Below are 18,082 nucleotides of genomic sequence, written 5' to 3' on the forward strand. Positions count from 1 at the left end.
CGCGCGCGGGCGGGCCCGCGGCGGGTGCTCCTGTACGGCAGGGGGCTCGGCTGACGGTCACCGCCGCCGGGGCGCCCGCCCCCCCCCCCCGCCCCCCCCCCGGGGGGCCCCCCCGCCCCACCACCCTGTCGCCGTGACACGCGCGGCCCAGGGGAACATCCGTACCTCGAGAATCGAATATGGGCACGGAAACCGCACTTTGGGGTGAACTCGCGCCAGGTGTCCGTCAGTTCACTCTCAGTGCGGAAGGATTCCGGTGTCTTGGTCGCCGCCGCCCACGCGTCCCCGTGGTGCGGCCGCGACGCCGTGTCTCTTGTGGGGGTTCCACCACCTTGAACAGCAACACCTTCCGCATGCCCGCCGCCCGCCGCTGCGCTGCCGTCACGGCTGCCGCCGCGCTGGTCGCCGGCCCCGTGGCTCTCGCCGCCCCGGCGCACGCCACCGGGGGCGGCGAGGGTCGGGCGAGTGCGGTCGTCCTCCGTACCGGTCTCGACGTCTCCTTGCTCAGCAAGACCGTCGACGTCCCGCTCAAGGCCACGCTCAACGAGGTGCAGGCCCCGGCGAGTGCCGAGAAGACCGCGCTGACCGTGCAGTTGGACGGGGTCGACCAGGGCAAGCCCTTCCAGGTGCTGCGCGCGGACGTGGCCACCGCGAAGGCGACCGTCGACAAGCGCAGGGCCGAGGGGTACACCAACCTCGTGCGCGCCCGGGTGCATGTGCCAGGGCTGCCGCTGCTCTCCCTGATCGAGGTCGAGAAGGTCACGTCGAAGGCCGTCTGCGAGGCGGGCGAGCAGCCGGTCGCCGAGTCGAATCTGCTCGGCCATGTGACCGTGCTCGGCAAGAAGGTCACGCTTTCCACCGCGGGCACCACCCGGGTCGAAGTGCCCGGCGTCGGCGAGGTGACGCTCGATCTGTCGAAGACGCACACCACGTCCCGGACGGCCGCCGCCACCGCGCTGGAGCTCAAGGTCTCGGTCAACCCTCTCAAGCTGAACGTCGCAGAGGTGACCGGAGTGGTCACCCTCGCCGAGGCGAAGTGCGAGGCGCCCGAGGCCGCCGCCACCGCCAGGCAGCAGCCGTCCACCACGCAGGAGCCGTCCGCCGGGCCGGGCGACGGCGTGCAGGCCCAGTCCGGTGAGAATCCCGCTCCCGCCGAGGAGAACCTCGCGGAGACCGGCGGCAGCGCCACCACGACGTACATCGCGGGCGGGGCGGCGATGCTGCTCGCGCTCGGGGGAGGCGCGCTGCTGCTGGTCCGCCTCCGCGCCCGGGACTGACCCGGGGCTGCGCCCCGGACCCCGCGTCGGGGCTCGGCCCCGGACCCCGGTCCTCGAACGCCGGACGGGCTGCTATGTCGGCCTGTCCGGCGTTCGACTGGCGCTAGTCGCCCACCATCATCAGCGCCTGGTCGAGCGCCTGCAGAAAGCGGTTGGTCGTCACCCGGTCGCGTACTGCCAGCCGCAGCCAGCCGGGACCGAGACCCGGGAACGTGTCGCCTCTGCGGGCCGCGAAGCCCAGACGGCGCAGCCGCTCCCGCACCTCGGCGCCGCGCCTCACGTGTACGAGAACGAACGCGGCCTCGGCCGCCGCAACCACCCGTACCTCCTCGAACTCCGCAAGACCCGCCAGCAGATGGGCCCGCTCCGTCGCCATCAGACGGGCCCCCTGCTCGGCCTCCTTGAGCGCGGCGGGCTGCATGCACGCCTCGGCCGCGGCCAGCGCGGGCGTCGACACCGGCCACAGCGGCTGGGCCCGCTCCAGTGCCTCGACGGTCTCCGGCTCGGCCAGCACATAGCCGATACGCAGGCCGGCCAGACCCCAGGTCTTGGTCAGGCTGCGTAGCACCACCAGGCCCGGCACATCGGTCCGGCCCGCCAGCGCCTCGGGCTCGTCCGGCACCGCGTCCATGAAAGCCTCGTCCACCACCAGCAGCCGCCCCGGGCGGGCCAGTCCGGCGATGTCGGCTGCCGGATGCAGTACGGACGTGGGGTTGGTCGGATTGCCGATCATCACCAGGTCCGCCGCGTCGGGTACGGCAGCCGGATCGAGCCGGAAGCCGTTCTGCTCCCGCAGCAGCAGCCGCGTCACCTCGTGCCCCGCGTCCCGTAGCGCCGCCTCCGGCTCGGTGAACTGCGGGTGCACCACCAGCGGGTGACGTATCGTCAGCGCGCGGGCGAGCAGCACGAACGCCTCCGCGGCCCCCGCCGTCAGCAGTACCCGCTCCACCGGCAGACCGTGCCGCTGCGCGACCGCCGCCCTCGCCGCCCGCCCGTCCGGATACGCGGCAAGGCCGGTCAGCGAGCCGGCTATGCGCTCCCGGAGCCAGGCCGGGGGAGTCCCGGTGCGGACATTGACCGCGAGGTCGGTGAGATCGGCGTCGCGCACCTCCGCGTCACCGTGGTGCCGCAGGTCGTGTGCGTCAGTGTGAGTGCGCATGGCTGCCGTGGTGGTGATGGGCGCTTCCGTGCCCGTGATCGTGGTGCTGCCCGTCGTCGTCCGGGTGGAAGTGCGGCTGCTGCGGAAGGCCCACCTTGTCCTCGAAGCCCGGCAGCGCGATCCGGTACACGCAGGTGTCGCAGTTCATCCGGATGTCGCCGGCGACGGCCTCGCGGTAGCGCTCCATCACCAGGTCGAGCAACTCCTCGGTCGGGCCGATCACATCGGCGGAAACGACCTCCACCTCGGGGTGCGCCTCAGACCAGCCCTGCGTCTGCTGAAGCACCCGGTCCGGCAGGATCCCGGTGAACAGGAAGTACGGCAGTACCACGATCCGGCGCGCCCCCAGCTTGACGCACCGGTCCAGTCCGCTCGGCACATCGGGGGCGGCGAGCGACACGAACGCCGTCTCCACGCCCGCGTAACCGCGCCCCTCCCACAGCAGCCTGGCCGCCTTGTGCACCTCGGCGTTGGCGTCCGGGTCGGTCGAACCGCGGCCCACCAGCAGCACGGTCACATCGGCCCGGTCCGCGGGCGTACGGGAGACGGAGCCCAGCGCTTCGTCGAGCCGTCGCTCCAGGACGCGCAGCAGCGCGGGATGCGGGCCGAGAGGACGGCCGTAGGTGTACGAGATCCCCGGGTGCCGCTCCCGTTCGCGCGCCAGCGCGGCCGGGATGTCGCCCTTGGCGTGCCCGGCGGACACCAGCATCAGCGGCACCGCGGCGAAGCGCTGCACGCCGCGCTCCACCAGCTCGGCGACGGCTTCGCCGAGGGGCGGCGGGGACAGTTCGATGAAGCCGCCCCCGACGGGGAGTTCGGGATGGCGCCGCCCCAGCTCCCGTACGAAGTCCCGGAAGGCCTCGGCCCCGGCTTCGTCACGGGTGCCGTGGCCGGCGATGAGCAGTGCGGGCGGGGTGGTCACGCGTTCTCCTTGAGGTGGGGGTGGTGCGGTTGAGCTTGCGGCGGGGATGCGGCGGGGCTGGGGGTGCTGCGCGGTGCGGCGGGGCTAGTGGTGCTGCGCGGTGCGTGGCTGGGGGTACGGCGTCGGTGCGGGACGCGGCGAGGTGCGCCCGCGTGGCCGGCGGGGCGGCGTCATGACTGCCACCGGTAGCCGCGCGGGGTCACCATGCGGCCCGCGATCTCGCGCGTGGCCGTGTTGCCGACCGTCACGACCGTCATCATGTCCACCGTCGCCGGATCCAGTCCGGCGAGTGTCGTCAGGCGGCTGGATTCGTCCGGCCGGGACGCGTTGCGTACGACGCCCACCGGCGTCCGCCGCTCCCGGTGTTCGGCGAGGATCGACAGCGCCTTCGGGAGCTGCCAGTCGCGGCCCCGGCTGCGCGGGTTGTAGAAGGTCACGATGATGTCCGCCTCCGCGGCGGCCCGCACCCGGCGCTCGATGACCTCCCACGGCGTGTGCAGATCGGACAGGCTGATCGAGACATGGTCGTGCCCGAGCGGCGCGCCCAGGATCGCGGCGGCGGCCAGCGCCGCGGTCACGCCCGGAACTCCCACCACGTCGATGTCGTCGGACGCCTCTGCGAGCGCGGGGGAGGCCATCGCGTACACGCCCGCGTCACCGCTGCCGATCAGCGCGACCGCATGTCCGGCGCGGGCCTCGGCGACAGCCGTACGGGCCCGCTCCTCCTCCGCGCCGAGGCCGGACTCGATGACCCGGGTGCCGGGCCTGAGCAGGTCGCGGATCTGGTCGACGTACTGATCGAGCCCGACCAGTACGGACGCGCGCCGCAGCTCCTCCGTCGCGCGAGGGGTGACCAGATCGCGGGCCCCGGGCCCGAGGCCGACCACGGCCAGCCGGCCGCGCGGCGCCTTGCGCACGACCGCGCAGGTCGCCATCGCGGCCCGCCCCTCGGGGCTCGACTTCCGCTTGGGGACCAGGAGTTCACCCCCGCCCGCGAGCGCGGAGGCCTCGGCGACGGACGGCGTGCCCACCGCGGCGAGCGGCGCGCCCGACGGGTTCGGCACGGCGATCTCGGCGAGCCGCTCGGCGGCATGCGTCACCAGGGGCACGCCGAGCCGCTGAGCGGCCCCGACGATGCCCGGCTCGTCCGCCTTCGCGTCCACGGTCGCCAGCTCCGCGACGCATCGCACCGACAACCCCGCCTCGCGCAGCGCCGCCTCGACCAGCGAGAGGATCTCGTCGACGGGAGCGCCCTTGGACGCACCGACCCCGACGACCAGCGACGGCGGCCGCAACACGGCGTCGTGCGGGCCGGTTTCGACGACCCGGTCCGTGACACGCAGAGCGGCGGCAGCGCCCTCGTTCCCCGCCGCCACATTCCCCGGCAGCGGCGGCAGCGGCCACACCGCGTCCGCCCGCAGCGCCACCGGGTCGCCGTCGAGCACCGCCCGCGTCACGGCCGCGACCGCGCCCTCGACCGGCCAGCCCAGCGTGTCCAGGCCCGGGATCCCGGCCGCGTCCGTCGCCGTCGTGACGACCGGCTCCGCGCCGAGAACGTCACCCACCGCCGCCGCGAGGGCATTCGCGCCGCCGCCGTGGCCGCCCAGCAGGGACACCGCGTACCGGTGCCCCTCGTCCACACACACCACGCCCGGGTCCGCGGACTTGCCCGCCAGCAGCGGGGCGACGATCCGTACGACCGCACCCGTCGCCAGGAAGCAGACCAGCTGCTCGCACTCCGCGAAGGCCCGCTCGACGCTCTCGCGCACCGGCCCTTCGTACACCTTCGTGCGGCCGGGCCACGCCGCCGCCAGCCGGTCACGGGCGGCCGCGCCCGCCGCCGTCGCTGAGATCAGGCCGATCACTTCTGCGTCGCTCCTTCGATTGCTCCTTCGTTCGCGCCCTGTGCGCGCAGCGCCTTGCGGGCGGCCGGGTCGGCCTTCCGGAAGCCGTGGAAGTGCCCTGGGTGGTAGAGGTGTGAACGCGTCCCGGAAGCCGCCAGCGCCGGCCCCACCAGGAACAGCGTGTGCTTCCAGAGCTTGTGCTCCTTGACGGTCTCCTCCAGAGTGCCGATCGTGCAGCGCAGGATCAGCTCCTCCGGCCAGGTCGCCTGGTACGCCACGACCACCGGCGTACTCGTCGGATAGCCGCCCTCCAGCAGCTCCTGCGTCAACTGGCCCGAGCGGGCCGCGGACAGGAACAGAGCCATCGTCGTGCCGTGCCGCGCGAACTCCCGCACCTCCTCGCCCGGCGGCATCGGCGTCTTGCCGCCGCCGAGCCGGGTCAGGATCACGGACTGCGCGACCTCCGGGATCGTCAGCTCGCGCTGCGCGATCGCCGCGACCGCCGAGAACGACGAGACGCCCGGCACGATCTCCACGGCCAGTCCCAACTCCACGCACCGGTCGAGCTGTTCCTGGGTGCCGCCCCACAGGGCGGGGTCGCCGGAGTGAATACGGGCCACCTTCAGGTCCTCGTCGTGTGCCCGCTCGTACACCGCGACGACGTCCTCGAGCGACATCGCCGCCGAGTCGAGGATCTCGGCGCCCTCGCGTGCGTGGTCGAGGACGTCCGCCTGCACCAGGCTCGCCGCCCAGATGACGATGTCGGCGTCGGCGATCGCCCGCGCGGCCCGGAACGTCAGCAGATCGGCGGCGCCCGGGCCGGCGCCGACGAAGGTCACCTTGCCGTGGGTGGCGGCATCGGCCATCAGCAGTGGTCCTCTCGGATGGTTCGTGGCTTACGTGTCGTTCGTGTCATTCGGGTGGATCTCGATCTTCGTTGTGCCGCGAGGCCGGTCAATCCGCTAGCAAAGGCGCATGGCGGTGTTCGTCGCGCTCGGCGCGTTCCTGATGACGCTGTTCGGCGGCTGGACGGCTGCGCGCGTCACTGACCGCCGCCACCTCGTGCTGGGCCTGGCCGGCGGGCTGATGCTCGGTGTGGTCGGCCTCGACCTGCTGCCCGAGGCACTTCGGGCGGCGGGCGACGAGGTGTTCGGAGTGCCGCAGGCACTGCTGCTGTTCGTCGGCGGATTCCTCGCCGCGCACATGGCCGAACGGCTGCTGGCCGTCAGGCGGGCCGCACACGGCGCGCACGAGAAGTCCGTTCCGCAGGTGGGTCTGACGGCGGCCGCGGCGATGGTCGGCCACAGCCTGATGGACGGCATCGCGATCGGCGCGGCCTTCCAGGTGGGCGCGGGCATGGGCGCGACCGTGGCGCTCGCCGTCATCGCCCACGACTTCGCCGACGGCTTCAACACGTACACGATCACCAGCCTGTACGGGAACTCCCGCGACAGGGCGATCGCGATGCTCGTCGCCGACGCGCTCGCTCCCGTCGTCGGCGCGGCGTCCACTCTGCTGTTCACACTGCCGGCCGGACTCCTCGGCGGCTATCTCGGGTTCTTCGGCGGCGCCCTGCTCTATCTCGCCGCGGCCGAGATCCTCCCCGAGGCGCATCATTCCCACCCCGCCCGCTCCACCCTGCTCTGCACGGCCGGGGGAGTGGGCTTCATCTGGCTGGTGGTGGGCCTCGCCGAGTGAGGAGCTCACAGCTTGCCCCCGCGGCCGCCGCCGCGCGGCGCGGGCGCGATCAGCGTCGACAGATACGGCAACGGGCCCTCGGCCAGCTCCGCCGCCGGCCGGATCGACTCCTCGGGCAGCCCGAGCGCCGACCCCCACACCGCGCCCTCGGTACGCCCCGTCTCCCGCAGCGCGGTCGCCACCTCCGCCGCGAGCCGCCCGAACTTGTAGGCGACGACCGTCCCGGGCCCCTCCAGAGCGTCCTTGAGCACGGCGGCCCCGGCGGTCACCGGCACCAGCGTCAGCGGCTCGGTGCCCTCGGTGAGGACCGCGCCGCTGCGGGCCGCGAGATCCTGCATCGCGGTGATGCCGGGCACGGTCTCGACGACGACGTCCGGCACGAGTCCCCCGATGGTCTCGGCGAGATAGGTGAACGTGGAATACACGTTGGGGTCGCCGATGGTCGCAAAGGCGACGGTGCCGCGGTCGCGCAGCAGCGCGGCGACGGACTCGCCGGCGGCGTCCCAGGCGGCCTCGCGCCGGGCGCGGTCGGTGCGCTCGTTGAGCGCGAAGACGACCCGTACGACCTTCTCGGCGCCGACGTAGTGCAGGACGGTCGCCTCGGCTCGTCCCGGCTCGCCGCCGTCTTCTCCGTCCGACGCGGCCATCACGGGCACGACGACGACATCGGCCTCCTGAAGGGCCCGTACGCCCTTCACGGTCACCAACTCCGGGTCACCGGGCCCCACTCCGACCCCGATCAACCTGCTCATCGCGTACACCTCTCAACGAATCGGCGGGCCGTGCCGGGCTCGGAAGCCCAATGCGTATGCAGATAGCTCGCATGCACGCCCTGCTGGACGAACCCCTCGACGCGGCGCTCGGGCCGGTGCATCCCCCAGGCGGGGGTGGCTCCCGCGGCCGGCTCGACGACGGTCCGGTGGAACTCGTGCCCGCGCATCCGTGCCCCGGCCGCGGCGAGCGCGCTGTCGCTCACCGCGACGGCCTCGCGGTAGCCGAGCGTCAGCCGGTCCGCCATCCGCGCCTCGGCGTCCAGCACCCCGCACATCGGCTGCCCGTCCAGCGACCGCGCGAGATAGAGCAGCCCGGCGCACTCGGCGGCGACGGGCGCGCCGGAGTGCGCCAGCTCGGCGACGGCCTTGCGCAGCGGCTCGTTGGCGGACAGCTCGGGGGCGTACACCTCGGGGAATCCGCCGCCGATGACCAGTCCCGTCGTCCCGTCGGGCAGTTGCTCGTCCCGGAGGGGGTCGAAGGTGACGACGTCGGCGCCGGCGGCGGCGAGGAGTTCGGCGTGCTCGGTGTACGAGAACGTGAACGCGGGCCCGCCGGCGACGGCGACGAGGGGCCGCTGCGCGGGGCTTGTTCCCCACCCTGCCCCTTCCCGAACCGGGGCTCCGCCCCGGACCCCGCTCCTCAAACGCCGGAGGGGCTGAACTTCAGCCCGTCCGGCGTTTGAGGACACGCGCGAAGCGCGTTCGGGGGTCTGGGGGCTTGCCCCCAGTTCGGGAAGGGGCGGGGTGGGGACTGGCTCGCCGCAGGCGGCCTCCGCGTCCCACGCCGCCCCATCCAGCCGCGGAGCCGACCGAGCCAACCCCAGCAACCCCTCCAAGTCACAGCCCCGCCGAACCTGTTCGGCCATCGCCGCCACCGCGTCCACCGCGTCCCCCCGCCGCTCGGCGACCGGCACCAGGCCCAGATGGCGCGACGGTGTCGAGACCGCGGGAGCACGCCGCAGCACCCCCAGCACCGGCACGCCGCCCTCCTCCAGCGCCTCCCGCAGCAGTTCCTCGTGCCGGTCCGACCCGACCTTGTTCAGGATCACGCCCCCGATCCGCACCTGCGGATCCCACGACGCGAACCCGTGCACCAGCGCCGCCACCGACCGCGACTGCGACGACGCGTCCACCACCAGCACGACCGGCGCCCGCAGCAGCTTCGCCACCTGTGCCGTGGACGCCAGTTCACCCGCCCCCGCCGCGCCGTCGTACAGCCCCATCACGCCCTCGACCACCGCCAGGTCGCACCCCGCCGCGCCGTGCGCGAACAGCGGTGCCATCAGCTCCGTACCGCACAGATACGCGTCCAGGTTCCGCCCCGGGCGGCCCGTCGCGAGACAGTGGTAGCCCGGGTCGATGTAGTCCGGGCCGACCTTGTGCGGGGACACGGAAAGTCCCGCCGCGACGAAGGCCGCCATCAGGCCCGTCGCGACGGTGGTCTTGCCGCTGCCGGACGACGGCGCGGCGATGACGAGACGTGCTACCACTCGATGCCCCGCTGCCCCTTCTGACCGGCGTCCATCGGGTGCTTCACCTTCGACATGTCGGTCACCAGATCGGCGAAGTCGACAAGCTCCGCCGGAGCGTTGCGGCCGGTGATGACCACATGCTGGGTGCCGGGCCGGCTGCGCAGTACGTCGATCACCTCGGCGGTGTCCACCCACCCCCAGTGCATGGGATACGCGAACTCGTCCAGCACATACAGCTGGTACGTCTGGGCCGCCAGGTCGCGCTTGACCTGCTCCCAGCCCTCGCGCGCCGCGTCCTCGTTGCTGAGCTGCCTGTCGCGCTGGACCCACGACCAGCCCTCGCCCATCTTGTGCCAGGCGACCGGGCCGCCCTCGCCGGAGGCGCCGAGGACCTTCAGTGCGTTTTCCTCGCCGACCTTCCACTTCGCGGACTTCACGAACTGGAACACCCCGATCGGCCACCCCTGGTTCCAGGCGCGCAGCGCGAGCCCGAAGGCGGCCGTCGACTTCCCTTTGCCGATGCCCGTATGCACGACGACGAGCGGGCGGTTACGGCGCTGACGCGTGGTGAGTCCGTCGTCCGGCACGACGGCCGGCTGTCCCTGTGGCATCAGGCTGCCCTCCTAGATCCTTGTACGTCGCGGACGAGCCCGGCGATGGAATCGGCCCGCAGCTCGTCGAGTGTGACGGCCGCGCCGCCGAGATCGCCCGCGAGCGTGCCGGCGAGACCGAGGCGAACCGGCCCGGACTCGCAGTCCACGACGATCGCGGCCGTGCCCTCCGCGGCGTGCAGCCGCGCGGCCCGCGCCGCCAGCGCGACCGGATCGACCCCGCCCGTCGCGCGGCCGTCCGTCACCACGACCAGCAGCGGCCGGCGGGACGGATCGCGCAGCCGCTCCACGCGCAGTACGTCGTGCGCCCGCAGCAGTCCGGCCGCCAGGGGCGTACGGCCACCGGTCGGCAGCGTCTCCAGACGCGCGGCGGCCGCGTCCACCGACGACGTCGGCGGCAGCGCCAACTCCGCGTCCTTCCCCCGGAAGGTGATCAGGCCGACCTTGTCGCGCCGCTGGTAGGCGTCGAGCAGCAGCGAAAGCACCGCGCCCTTGACCGCGCCCATCCGCTGCCTGGCCGCCATCGACCCCGACGCGTCGACGACGAACAGCACGAGGTTCCCCTCGCGCCCCTCCCGGGTCGCCTGCCGCAGATCGTCACGCCGCACCACCAGGCCCCGGCCGCTGCGCCCGCGTGCTCGTTGATGCGGGGCCGCGGCCTGCACGGTCGCCGCCAAGTGCAGCTTGGTGAGCGCCCCTCGGGGCCGCCGCGCCCCCGTCGTACGCCCGTGTTCGGTCCGCGCACGGGACCTGCGCCCCGTCGCGCCCTCCCCGAGGCCGGGCACGCTCAGCACTTTCGTACGGAACGGCTCCGCGGCCCGTACGGGCTGCTGCTCACCGCCGCCCGCGCCCTGCGGCTCCCCGCCCTCGGCCTCCTGCGGCTGCGCGGGCGTGTCGCCCTGGCCCGCATCGCCCTGCGGCGGCACGTCGGGCCCGTCCTGCGGCGGGCGGCCACCGCCACCCGGACCGTCGGGATCCGGATCGTCCTCCTCGTCGCTGAACTCCTCCAGCGTGTCGTCGAGTTTGTCCTCGTCCAGACCGGGCGCGTCGAAGGGATTGCGCCGCCGCCGGTGGGGGAGCGCCAGCAGAGCGGCCTGCCGAACATCCTCGGCCAGTACGTCCGTACGCCCCGCCCACGCGGCCAGCGCCGTCGCGGTCCGCGCCATCACGATGTCGGCGCGCATACCGTCCACCTCGAAGGCCGCGCAGGTCGCGGCGATCTGCCGCAACGCGCCGTCGCCGAGCCGTACTTCGGGCAGCAGGGCGCGCGCGGCGGTGATCCGCGACCGCAGGGCCGTCTCATCGTCCGCCCACCGGGCGGCGAACCCGGCCGGATCGTCGTCGTACGCGAGCCTGCGCCGTACGACCTCCACCCGCTGATCGGGCTCGCGCGACGCCGCCACCTCGACGGTGAGCCCGAAGCGGTCCAGCAACTGCGGCCGCAGCTCGCCCTCTTCGGGGTTCATGGTCCCCACGAGCAGAAAACGGGCGGCATGCCGTACGGAGACGCCTTCACGCTCGACGTACGAGGCGCCCATGGCGGCCGCGTCCAGCAGTAGGTCCACCAGGTGGTCGTGCAGCAGGTTGACCTCGTCGACGTAGAGAATCCCGCGGTGCGCGTCCGCGAGCAGCCCCGGCTCGAAGGCTTTGACGCCCTCGGCCAGCGCCCGCTCGATGTCGAGGGCCCCGACGAGCCGGTCCTCGGACGCCCCGACGGGCAGCTCGACCATCCGCGCGGCCCGCGCCACACCGCCACCGGCCTCGTGCGGACCGTCGGGGCACGCCGGGTCGGGCGCCGCGGGGTCGCAGGAGAACCGGCACCCGGAGACGACCGGCACCTCCGGCAGGAGGGCGGAAAGGGCCCGTACGGCGGTCGACTTGGCGGTGCCCTTCTCGCCCCGTACGAGCACACCGCCCACGGCGGGCGAGACGGCGTTCAGCAGCAGCCCGAGCCGCAGGTCGTCCATGCCGACGATCGCGGTGAAGGGGTATGGGGTGCTCATTCGGCCTCCTCGATCGTGATAACCAGCCCTGCCGGCGTTTGAGGCGTGGGGGTCCCCCCACGCCCGCAGGGCGTAGCAGGAGAGTCTGGGGCGGAGCCCCAGTCGAAGACCTTCACGCGTCCCCCTCCAGATCGCCCTCGAGCTCCAGGTACGTCTGCCGAAGCCGCTCCAGCGTCTCCCCGTCCGGCTCCGCCCACAGCCCGCGCTCTGCCGCTTCCAGCAGCCGCTCCGTGATCCCGCGCAGCGCCCAGGGGTTGGACTTCTGCATGAACTCCCGGTTCTCCGGGTCGAAGACGTACTCCGCCGACAACTTCTCGTACATCCAGTCGTCGACGACGCCCGCAGTCGCGTCGTACCCGAACAGGTAGTCCACCGTCGCGGCCATCTCGAACGCGCCCTTGTACCCGTGCCGCCGCATCGCCGCCATCCACCGCGGATTGACCACCCGCGCCCGGAACACCCGGTGCGTCTCCTCGCCCAGGGTGCGCGTCTTCACCTGGTCCGGCACCGCCGAGTCACCCACATACGCCTCGGGCGACTCACCCGTCAGATGCCGCACCATGGCGACCATCCCGCCGTGGTACTGGAAGTAGTCGTCCGCGTCGACCAGATCGTGCTCGCGCGTGTCGACGTTCTTCGCGGCGACCGCGATCCGCCGGAACGCCGTCTCCATGTCCCCGCGCGCCGCCCGCCCTTCGAGCCCGCGGCCGTACGCATAGCCGCCCCACACCGCATACACCTCGGCGAGGTCGGCGTCCGAGCGCCAGTTCCGCGCGTCGATCAGCGGCAGCAGCCCCGCACCGTACGCCCCCGGCTTCGAGCCGAAGATCCGCGCCGTGGCCCGCCGCCGGTCCCCGTGCTCGGCCGTGTCCTCGTCCGCGTGCGCCCGTACGTAGTTGGCCTCGGCCGGTTCGTCCAGCTCCGCGACCGCCCGCACCGCGTCGTCGATGAGCCCCACCACATGCGGGAAGGCGTCCCGGAAGAAGCCCGAGATCCGCACCGTCACATCGATGCGCGGCCGTCCCAGCTCCTGCGCGGGCACGATCTCGAAGCCCGTCACCCGCCGCGACGCGTCGTCCCAGACCGGCCGGCAGCCCAGCAGCGCCAGGATCTCGGCGATGTCGTCGCCCTGGGTGCGCATCGCCGAGGTGCCCCAGACGGTCAGCCCCACCGACTTCGGGTACGCGCCGGTGTCCTGCAGATACCGCGCGACCAGCGAGTCGGCGAGCGCCTGGCCGACCTCCCACGACAGCCGGGACGGGATCGCCTTCGGGTCGACGGAGTAGAAGTTGCGTCCGGTCGGCAGGACGTTGACCAGCCCGCGGGTCGGCGATCCGGAAGGGCCGGCGGGCACATAGCCGCCGTCCAGCGCCCGCAGGATGTTGCCGATCTCGTCGGTCGTCCGGGCGAGCCGCGGCACGACCTCCTCGCAGGCGAAGCCCAGCACGGCGACCGCTTCCGGAAGTTCGACGCCGAGCACATCCCGTGCCAGCCCGGCCGCTGCCGAGACGTCCCAGCCGCGCTCCTCCATGCCCTCCGCGAGTCGCCGGCACAGCTGCTCCAGCAGATCGATGGCGTCTGCGCCCGTCCGCGCCGGCCCCTCGACCAGCTCCGTGAGCTCCACCGGCACCTTCACCGGCGCGCCGGGCTCGCCCAGCAGCTCCTTCTCCACCAGCCCGAAGTGCTCGGCGAGGCAAGCCCGCAGACCCGGCAGGGCATTGGCCTGACCGCCCCACACCTGGGACGCGCGCAGCACCGCCAGTACGAGATTGACCCGGGCCTCCGCCTCCGGCCCGCCGCCCAGGATGTGCAGACCATCCCTGATCTGTACGTCCTTGATCTCGCAGAGATAGCCGTCGATGTGCATGACGAACTCGTCGAAGTCGCCGTCGTCCGGCTGCTCGTCGACATGCAGGTCGTGGTGGAGCTCGGCGGCCTTCACGAGCGTCCAGATCTGCGCCCGTACGGTCGGGGCCTTGGTCGGATCGAGATCGCTGACGAGCGCGTACTCGTCGAGCAGCTGCTCCAGCTTTGCCAGATCGCCGTAGGTGTCCGCGCGCGCCATCGGCGGCACCAGATGGTCCACCACAGTGGCGTGACCGCGGCGCTTGGCCTGGGTGCCCTCGCCGGGGTCGTTGACGATGAACGGATAGACGAGCGGCAGTTCGCCGAGCACCGCGTCCGGACCGCAGCCCGCCGACAGGCCGAGGCCCTTGCCGGGCAGCCACTCCATCGTGCCGTGCTTGCCCATGTGGACGACCGCGTCGGCGCCGAAGGAATGGTCGAGCCACCGGTACGCCGCCAGGTAGTGGTGCGAGGGCGGCATGTCGGGGTCGTGGTAGATCGCGATCGGGTTCTCGCCGAAGCCGCGCGGCGGCTGGATCATCACGACGACATTCCCGAACTGGAGGGAGGCGAGGACGATCTCGTCGCCGTCGACGTAGAGCGAGCCCGGCGGCTCACCCCAGTGCTCCAGCATGCTGTCGCGCAGCTCCGGGTCCAGCTTGTCGAACCAGGCGCGGTAGTCGGCGAGCGGCACCCGCGCGGGGGCTGCCGCCAGCTGGTCCTCGGTCAGCCACTCCACATCGTGGCCGCCGGCGTTGATGAGCCGGTGAATCAGCTCGTCGCCGTCGTCCGGGTGCCCTTCGACGGCGTATCCGGCGTCACGCAGGGCGTCCAGGACCCGCACCGCGGAGGCGGGCGTGTCGAGACCGACCGCGTTGCCCACCCGCGAGTGCTTCGTCGGATAGGCGGTGAAGACGAGCGCGAGCTTCTTCTCCGCATTCGGCTTGTGCTTCAACTTCGCGTGGCGTACGGCGATTCCGGCGACGCGCCCGGCCCGCTCGGGGTCGGCGACGTACACCGGCACATCGTCGGGGCCCTGCTCCTTGAACGAGAACGGGACCGTGATCAGCCGCCCGTCGAACTCGGGGATCGCCACCTGCATCGCCGCGTCCATCGGGGACAGCGCCGCGTCCGAAGCCTCCCAGACGGCCCGCGACGAGGTCAGGCAGAGCCCCTGGAGGACGGGCACGTTCAGCTCGGCGAGCGCCCCGATGTCCCAGGCCTCGTCGTCCCCGCCGGCGCTCGCGTCACTGGCGCGCGTGCCGCCTGCGGCCAGTACGGTGGCGACCAGGGCGTCGGCCTTGCCGAGCAGCTCGTACAGTTCCGGGTCGGCGCCGCGCAGTGAACCGCAGTAGACGGGAAGGGCGTTGGCCCCCCGCGCCTCGATCCGGTCGCAGAGGGTGTCGACGAAGGCGGTGTTCCCGGAGAGCTGGTGTGCCCGGTAGAAGAGCACGCCGACACTCGGCCGCCCCTCGATGTACTCGCGCGTGCCGTGCACGCCCCACTCGGGCATCTTCCGCGGCTCGGCGAAGCCCTGGCCCGTCAGCAGAACGGTGTCGGAGAGGAACCTGGCCAGCTCCACCAGGTTGCCGGGGCCGCCCTCGACCAGATAGCGCAGCGCCTCGGCCACCACACCGGCGGGCACCGACGACTCGGCCATCAACTCCGCGTCGGGGACGGCCTCGCCGCCCAGCAGCACGGTCGGGATCCCGGACGCGCGCAGCGCGGCGAGTCCGTCCTCCCAGGCCCGCTTGCCGCCGAGCAGCCGCACGACCGCGACGGACGCGCCCGCGACGAGTGCGGGCAGCTCCTCCGTCACATCGATACGGGTCGGGTTGCCGATCCGGTACGGCGCGCCGGAGGCCCGGGCCGCCAGCAGATCCGTGTCGGCGGTGGACAGCAACAGCACGGTGGTCTCGGTGCTCATGGCGCTCCAGGTGCGATGAAGGGAAGTCCTGAGGGTGCGCCCGACTCGATGAGCCGTAGCAGCGCACCGGTGTCCGTGTGCTCTTCGATCAGATCGCCGAGGCGGTCGAGCTGTTCCTCGCGCAGCGCGCCGAAGCTGGTGTCCGGCGCGGGGACGAAGCGGCGGCCCGCCGTCCGGGCGACCTCGCGCAGGAAGGCACGGCGGAAGCCGTCGCTCTCCAGCGAGCCGTGCCAGTGGGTGCCCCAGACCGCCCCGACCCGGCAGCCGTCCAAGAAGGCCTCGCCACCGAGGACTTCGGCGACGCCGTGGTGGATCTCGTAGCCCTCCACCGGCTCGCCGAGCGCCTCGCCGACCGGGCGGGCAAGGGTCTTGCCGACCGCGAACCGGACGCGTACGGGCAGCAGTCCGAGCCCCTTGACGGCTCCGGCCCGCGACTCGACCTCGTCCTCGATGTGCTCGGCGAACATCTGGAAGCCGCCGCAGATGCCCAGTACCGGCCGGCCCTCGGCGGCCCGCCGCTTCAGCGCGTCCGCCAGCCCCCGCTCGCGCAGCCACTCCAGGGCGCGCACAGTCCCACGCGTGCCCGGCACGATCACCAGGTCGGCGTCGACGAGTTCATCGGCCCGGTCCACGAATCGCACCACGACGCCCGGTTCGGCCGCCAGCGCGTCCACGTCGGTGAAGTTGGACATCAGCGGCACGGCGCAGACCGCGACGCGCAGCACGTCCTCGCCGACGGGCGGCGCGACCACCGACTCCCGTACCGCGCCGCGCAGAGAGACGCGCAGCCCGTCCTCCTCGTCGATGCCGAGGCCGTGCGCGAAGGGCAGCACTCCGTACGTGCGCCGTCCGGTCAGCCCGTGCAGCATCTCCAGGCCCGGCTCGAGCAACGACACGTCGCCCCGGAACTTATTGACCAAGTACCCCGCCACCAGCGCCTGGTCCTCCGCGTCGAGCAGCGCCGTCGTACCGAAGAAGGAGGCGAAGACCCCGCCGCGGTCGATGTCCCCGACGACCAGCACCGGGAGCCGGGCGGCCCGCGCGATGCCCATGTTCACGATGTCCGTACGCCGCAGATTGATCTCGGCCGGACTGCCCGCCCCCTCGCAGATCACGGCCTCATACGTGCCCCGCAGTTCCTCCAGGCACTCCACGACGGTGGAGAGCAGCGCCTCCTGGCGACCTCCGTGGTAGCCGCGGGCGCTCAGTTCACCCACCGGCCTGCCCATCAGCACGACCTGGCTCGAGCGGTCGCTGCCCGGCTTGAGCAGCACGGGGTTCATCAGGGCGCTCGGCTCAACGCGCGCGGCCTGAGCCTGCATGGCCTGCGCCCGCCCGATCTCCGCGCCCTCGCGCGTGACGAACGAATTGAGCGACATGTTCTGCCCCTTGAAGGGCGCGACCTTCACCCCCTGCCGTACGAGCCACCGGCAGATGCCGGCCGTGACGACGCTCTTGCCCGCGTCGGAGGTGGTTCCGGCGACCAGCAGCCCCCCGGCCTTCCGTCTGCTCATCCCCGCCCCTTTCCGGCGCGCCGCGCGCGCAGCGCGTGCCCCGCCACGTGGCCCGCGGCGCAGGCCGCCAGTGTCAGCCAGCCGACGCGGCGCGAGAGCCGCACGGCACGTTCGATGTCGCCGAACTGCACAGGGCGGCCCGTGCCGTTGAGTACGGGACGGTGCTCGACGCGTCCGCCGTACGAGAGGGTTCCGCCCAGCCGTACGCCGAGCGCCCCGGCGAACGCCGCCTCCACCGGGCCCGCGTTCGGACTCGGATGCTTCTTCGCGTCGTCCCGCCATGCCCGTACCGCTCCGCGCGGGTTCTGCCCGGCGAGCACCGCCAGACCCGCGGTGAGCCGGGCGCCCGGCCAGCCGGCCACATCGTCGAGGCGGGCCGAAGCCCAGCCGAACCGCCGGTATCTGGAGGATTTGTGGCCGACCATCGCGTCCAGCGTGTTGACCGCCCGGAAACCCACCAGACCCGGCACACCCGCGAGCGCTCCCCAGACCAGCGCGCCCACCACCGCGTCCGAGGTGTTCTCGGCGACGGATTCCACCACGGCGCGGGCGATCTGCTGCTCGTCCAGGCTCTGCGGGTCGCGCCCGCACAGATGCGGCAGCCGCTCCCGGGCCACCTCCACGTCCCCGGCGGCGAGCGCGCCGCCGACGGCCCGCGCCTCGCGGCCCAGTGATGTGCCGCCGACGACGGCCCAGGTGGCGGCGGCGGTCAGCACGACGGACGCGGCGGAGCGGTCCCGGACCCCGCGGGCGAGGAGCGCGGCGGCAGCCGCGGCGCCCCCGGCGCACACGGCGGTGTGCAGCGCGCCCCAGCCGCGGTGGTCGCGCCACAGAACGCGCTCGACGGCGCCCGCCGCCCGTCCGAACGCGGCGACCGGATGCCCTCGGCGAGGGTCGCCGAGCAGCAGGTCGCCGACCAGGCCGGCAGTGGCGCCGTAGGCGAAAGTGACGTCGGCACGCATGGGTTCAGGCCGACGTTTCGCCTGGAAGGGCCCTCGTACTCACAGCGGGAAGTGAACCTGAACCGCAGCCGCGCA

The 18,082-nt window shown here is 73.1% G+C and carries 13 protein-coding genes; 2 read left to right on the forward strand and 11 right to left on the reverse strand.

Annotation, left to right across the window (positions count from 1 at the left end; genetic code table 11):
* Positions 1–332: 332 nt before the first annotated feature.
* The gene (locus ACFYWY_RS18665) at positions 333–1,277 is read left to right on the forward strand and encodes an SCO1860 family LAETG-anchored protein (RefSeq protein WP_389187341.1); all 945 of its coding nucleotides are present in this window, start codon (positions 333–335) and stop codon (positions 1,275–1,277) included.
* Positions 1,278–1,380: 103 nt separating this feature from the next.
* Here the strand turns inward: ACFYWY_RS18665 and cobC are convergent, their stop codons facing one another.
* From cobC to cobM, 4 genes are all read right to left on the reverse strand, one after another.
* Positions 1,381–2,436 carry an Rv2231c family pyridoxal phosphate-dependent protein CobC gene (cobC, locus tag ACFYWY_RS18670; protein ID WP_389187344.1) on the reverse strand — a complete coding sequence of 352 codons (1,056 nt, stop codon included), beginning with the start codon at positions 2,434–2,436 and terminating at the stop codon, positions 1,381–1,383.
* Positions 2,420–3,358 carry a sirohydrochlorin chelatase gene (locus ACFYWY_RS18675; protein ID WP_389187347.1) on the reverse strand — a complete coding sequence of 313 codons (939 nt, stop codon included), beginning with the start codon at positions 3,356–3,358 and terminating at the stop codon, positions 2,420–2,422. The genes cobC and ACFYWY_RS18675 overlap by 17 nt, the downstream gene beginning before the upstream one ends.
* A 170-nt stretch (positions 3,359–3,528) precedes the next feature.
* On the reverse strand, positions 3,529–5,223 hold the full coding sequence (cobJ, locus tag ACFYWY_RS18680; RefSeq protein WP_389187350.1) for a precorrin-3B C(17)-methyltransferase: 1,695 nt from the start codon (positions 5,221–5,223) through the stop codon (positions 3,529–3,531).
* Positions 5,220–6,068: a precorrin-4 C(11)-methyltransferase gene (cobM, locus tag ACFYWY_RS18685; protein WP_389187353.1), complete on the reverse strand. Its 849-nt coding sequence runs from the start codon at positions 6,066–6,068 to the stop codon at positions 5,220–5,222. Before cobM ends, cobJ begins: the two co-directional genes overlap by 4 nt.
* Before the next feature lie 109 nt (positions 6,069–6,177).
* On the opposite strand from cobM, the gene ACFYWY_RS18690 reads away from it, so the two are divergent.
* Positions 6,178–6,900: a ZIP family metal transporter gene (locus ACFYWY_RS18690; RefSeq protein ID WP_389187356.1), complete on the forward strand. Its 723-nt coding sequence runs from the start codon at positions 6,178–6,180 to the stop codon at positions 6,898–6,900.
* Between the two features lie 5 nt (positions 6,901–6,905).
* Here ACFYWY_RS18690 and cobI read toward each other — a convergent pair whose 3' ends face one another.
* The 7 genes from cobI to ACFYWY_RS18725 form a co-directional block, all read right to left on the reverse strand.
* Positions 6,906–7,652 (reverse strand): precorrin-2 C(20)-methyltransferase, encoded by a 747-nt coding sequence (cobI, locus tag ACFYWY_RS18695; protein WP_389187359.1) that lies wholly within the window; start codon positions 7,650–7,652, stop codon positions 6,906–6,908.
* Entirely contained in the window at positions 7,649–9,163 is a 1,515-nt protein-coding gene (locus ACFYWY_RS18700; protein WP_389187362.1) for a cobyrinate a,c-diamide synthase, read from the reverse strand. The genes cobI and ACFYWY_RS18700 overlap by 4 nt, the downstream gene beginning before the upstream one ends.
* Positions 9,157–9,756 carry a cob(I)yrinic acid a,c-diamide adenosyltransferase gene (gene cobO, locus ACFYWY_RS18705; protein WP_389187364.1) on the reverse strand — a complete coding sequence of 200 codons (600 nt, stop codon included), beginning with the start codon at positions 9,754–9,756 and terminating at the stop codon, positions 9,157–9,159. Before cobO ends, ACFYWY_RS18700 begins: the two co-directional genes overlap by 7 nt.
* Positions 9,756–11,759, reverse strand: coding sequence for a putative cobaltochelatase (locus ACFYWY_RS18710; RefSeq protein ID WP_389187367.1), 2,004 nt, complete (start codon positions 11,757–11,759; stop codon positions 9,756–9,758). The genes cobO and ACFYWY_RS18710 overlap by 1 nt, the downstream gene beginning before the upstream one ends.
* A gap of 112 nt (positions 11,760–11,871) precedes the next feature.
* Positions 11,872–15,531, reverse strand: a complete 3,660-nt coding sequence (gene cobN, locus ACFYWY_RS18715) for a cobaltochelatase subunit CobN (RefSeq protein WP_389187370.1) — start codon at positions 15,529–15,531, stop codon at positions 11,872–11,874.
* Positions 15,528–17,045 (reverse strand): cobyric acid synthase, encoded by a 1,518-nt coding sequence (locus tag ACFYWY_RS18720; protein WP_389187373.1) that lies wholly within the window; start codon positions 17,043–17,045, stop codon positions 15,528–15,530. Before ACFYWY_RS18720 ends, cobN begins: the two co-directional genes overlap by 4 nt.
* The gene (locus ACFYWY_RS18725) at positions 17,042–18,007 is read right to left on the reverse strand and encodes a cobalamin biosynthesis protein (protein WP_389187376.1); all 966 of its coding nucleotides are present in this window, start codon (positions 18,005–18,007) and stop codon (positions 17,042–17,044) included. Before ACFYWY_RS18725 ends, ACFYWY_RS18720 begins: the two co-directional genes overlap by 4 nt.
* Positions 18,008–18,082: the final 75 nt, after the last annotated feature.

The organism is Streptomyces sp. NPDC002870 (assembly GCF_042888505.1).
Taxonomy (GTDB): Bacteria; Actinomycetota; Actinomycetes; order Streptomycetales; family Streptomycetaceae; genus Streptomyces.

What these genes read in the sequence shown, in the direction of transcription:
- cobM (WP_389187353.1), bottom strand. Translation starts at nt 6,068, where the DNA reads ATGGCCGATGCCGCCACCCACGGCAAGGTGACCTTCGTCGGCGCCGGC.
- ACFYWY_RS18710 (WP_389187367.1), bottom strand. Translation starts at nt 11,759, where the DNA reads ATGAGCACCCCATACCCCTTCACCGCGATCGTCGGCATGGACGACCTG.
- ACFYWY_RS18690 (WP_389187356.1), top strand. Translation starts at nt 6,178, where the DNA reads ATGGCGGTGTTCGTCGCGCTCGGCGCGTTCCTGATGACGCTGTTCGGC.
- cobO (WP_389187364.1), bottom strand. Translation starts at nt 9,756, where the DNA reads ATGCCACAGGGACAGCCGGCCGTCGTGCCGGACGACGGACTCACCACG.
- cobN (WP_389187370.1), bottom strand. Translation starts at nt 15,531, where the DNA reads ATGAGCACCGAGACCACCGTGCTGTTGCTGTCCACCGCCGACACGGAT.
- ACFYWY_RS18720 (WP_389187373.1), bottom strand. Translation starts at nt 17,045, where the DNA reads ATGAGCAGACGGAAGGCCGGGGGGCTGCTGGTCGCCGGAACCACCTCC.
- cobI (WP_389187359.1), bottom strand. Translation starts at nt 7,652, where the DNA reads ATGAGCAGGTTGATCGGGGTCGGAGTGGGGCCCGGTGACCCGGAGTTG.
- ACFYWY_RS18725 (WP_389187376.1), bottom strand. Translation starts at nt 18,007, where the DNA reads ATGCGTGCCGACGTCACTTTCGCCTACGGCGCCACTGCCGGCCTGGTC.
- cobC (WP_389187344.1), bottom strand. Translation starts at nt 2,436, where the DNA reads ATGCGCACTCACACTGACGCACACGACCTGCGGCACCACGGTGACGCG.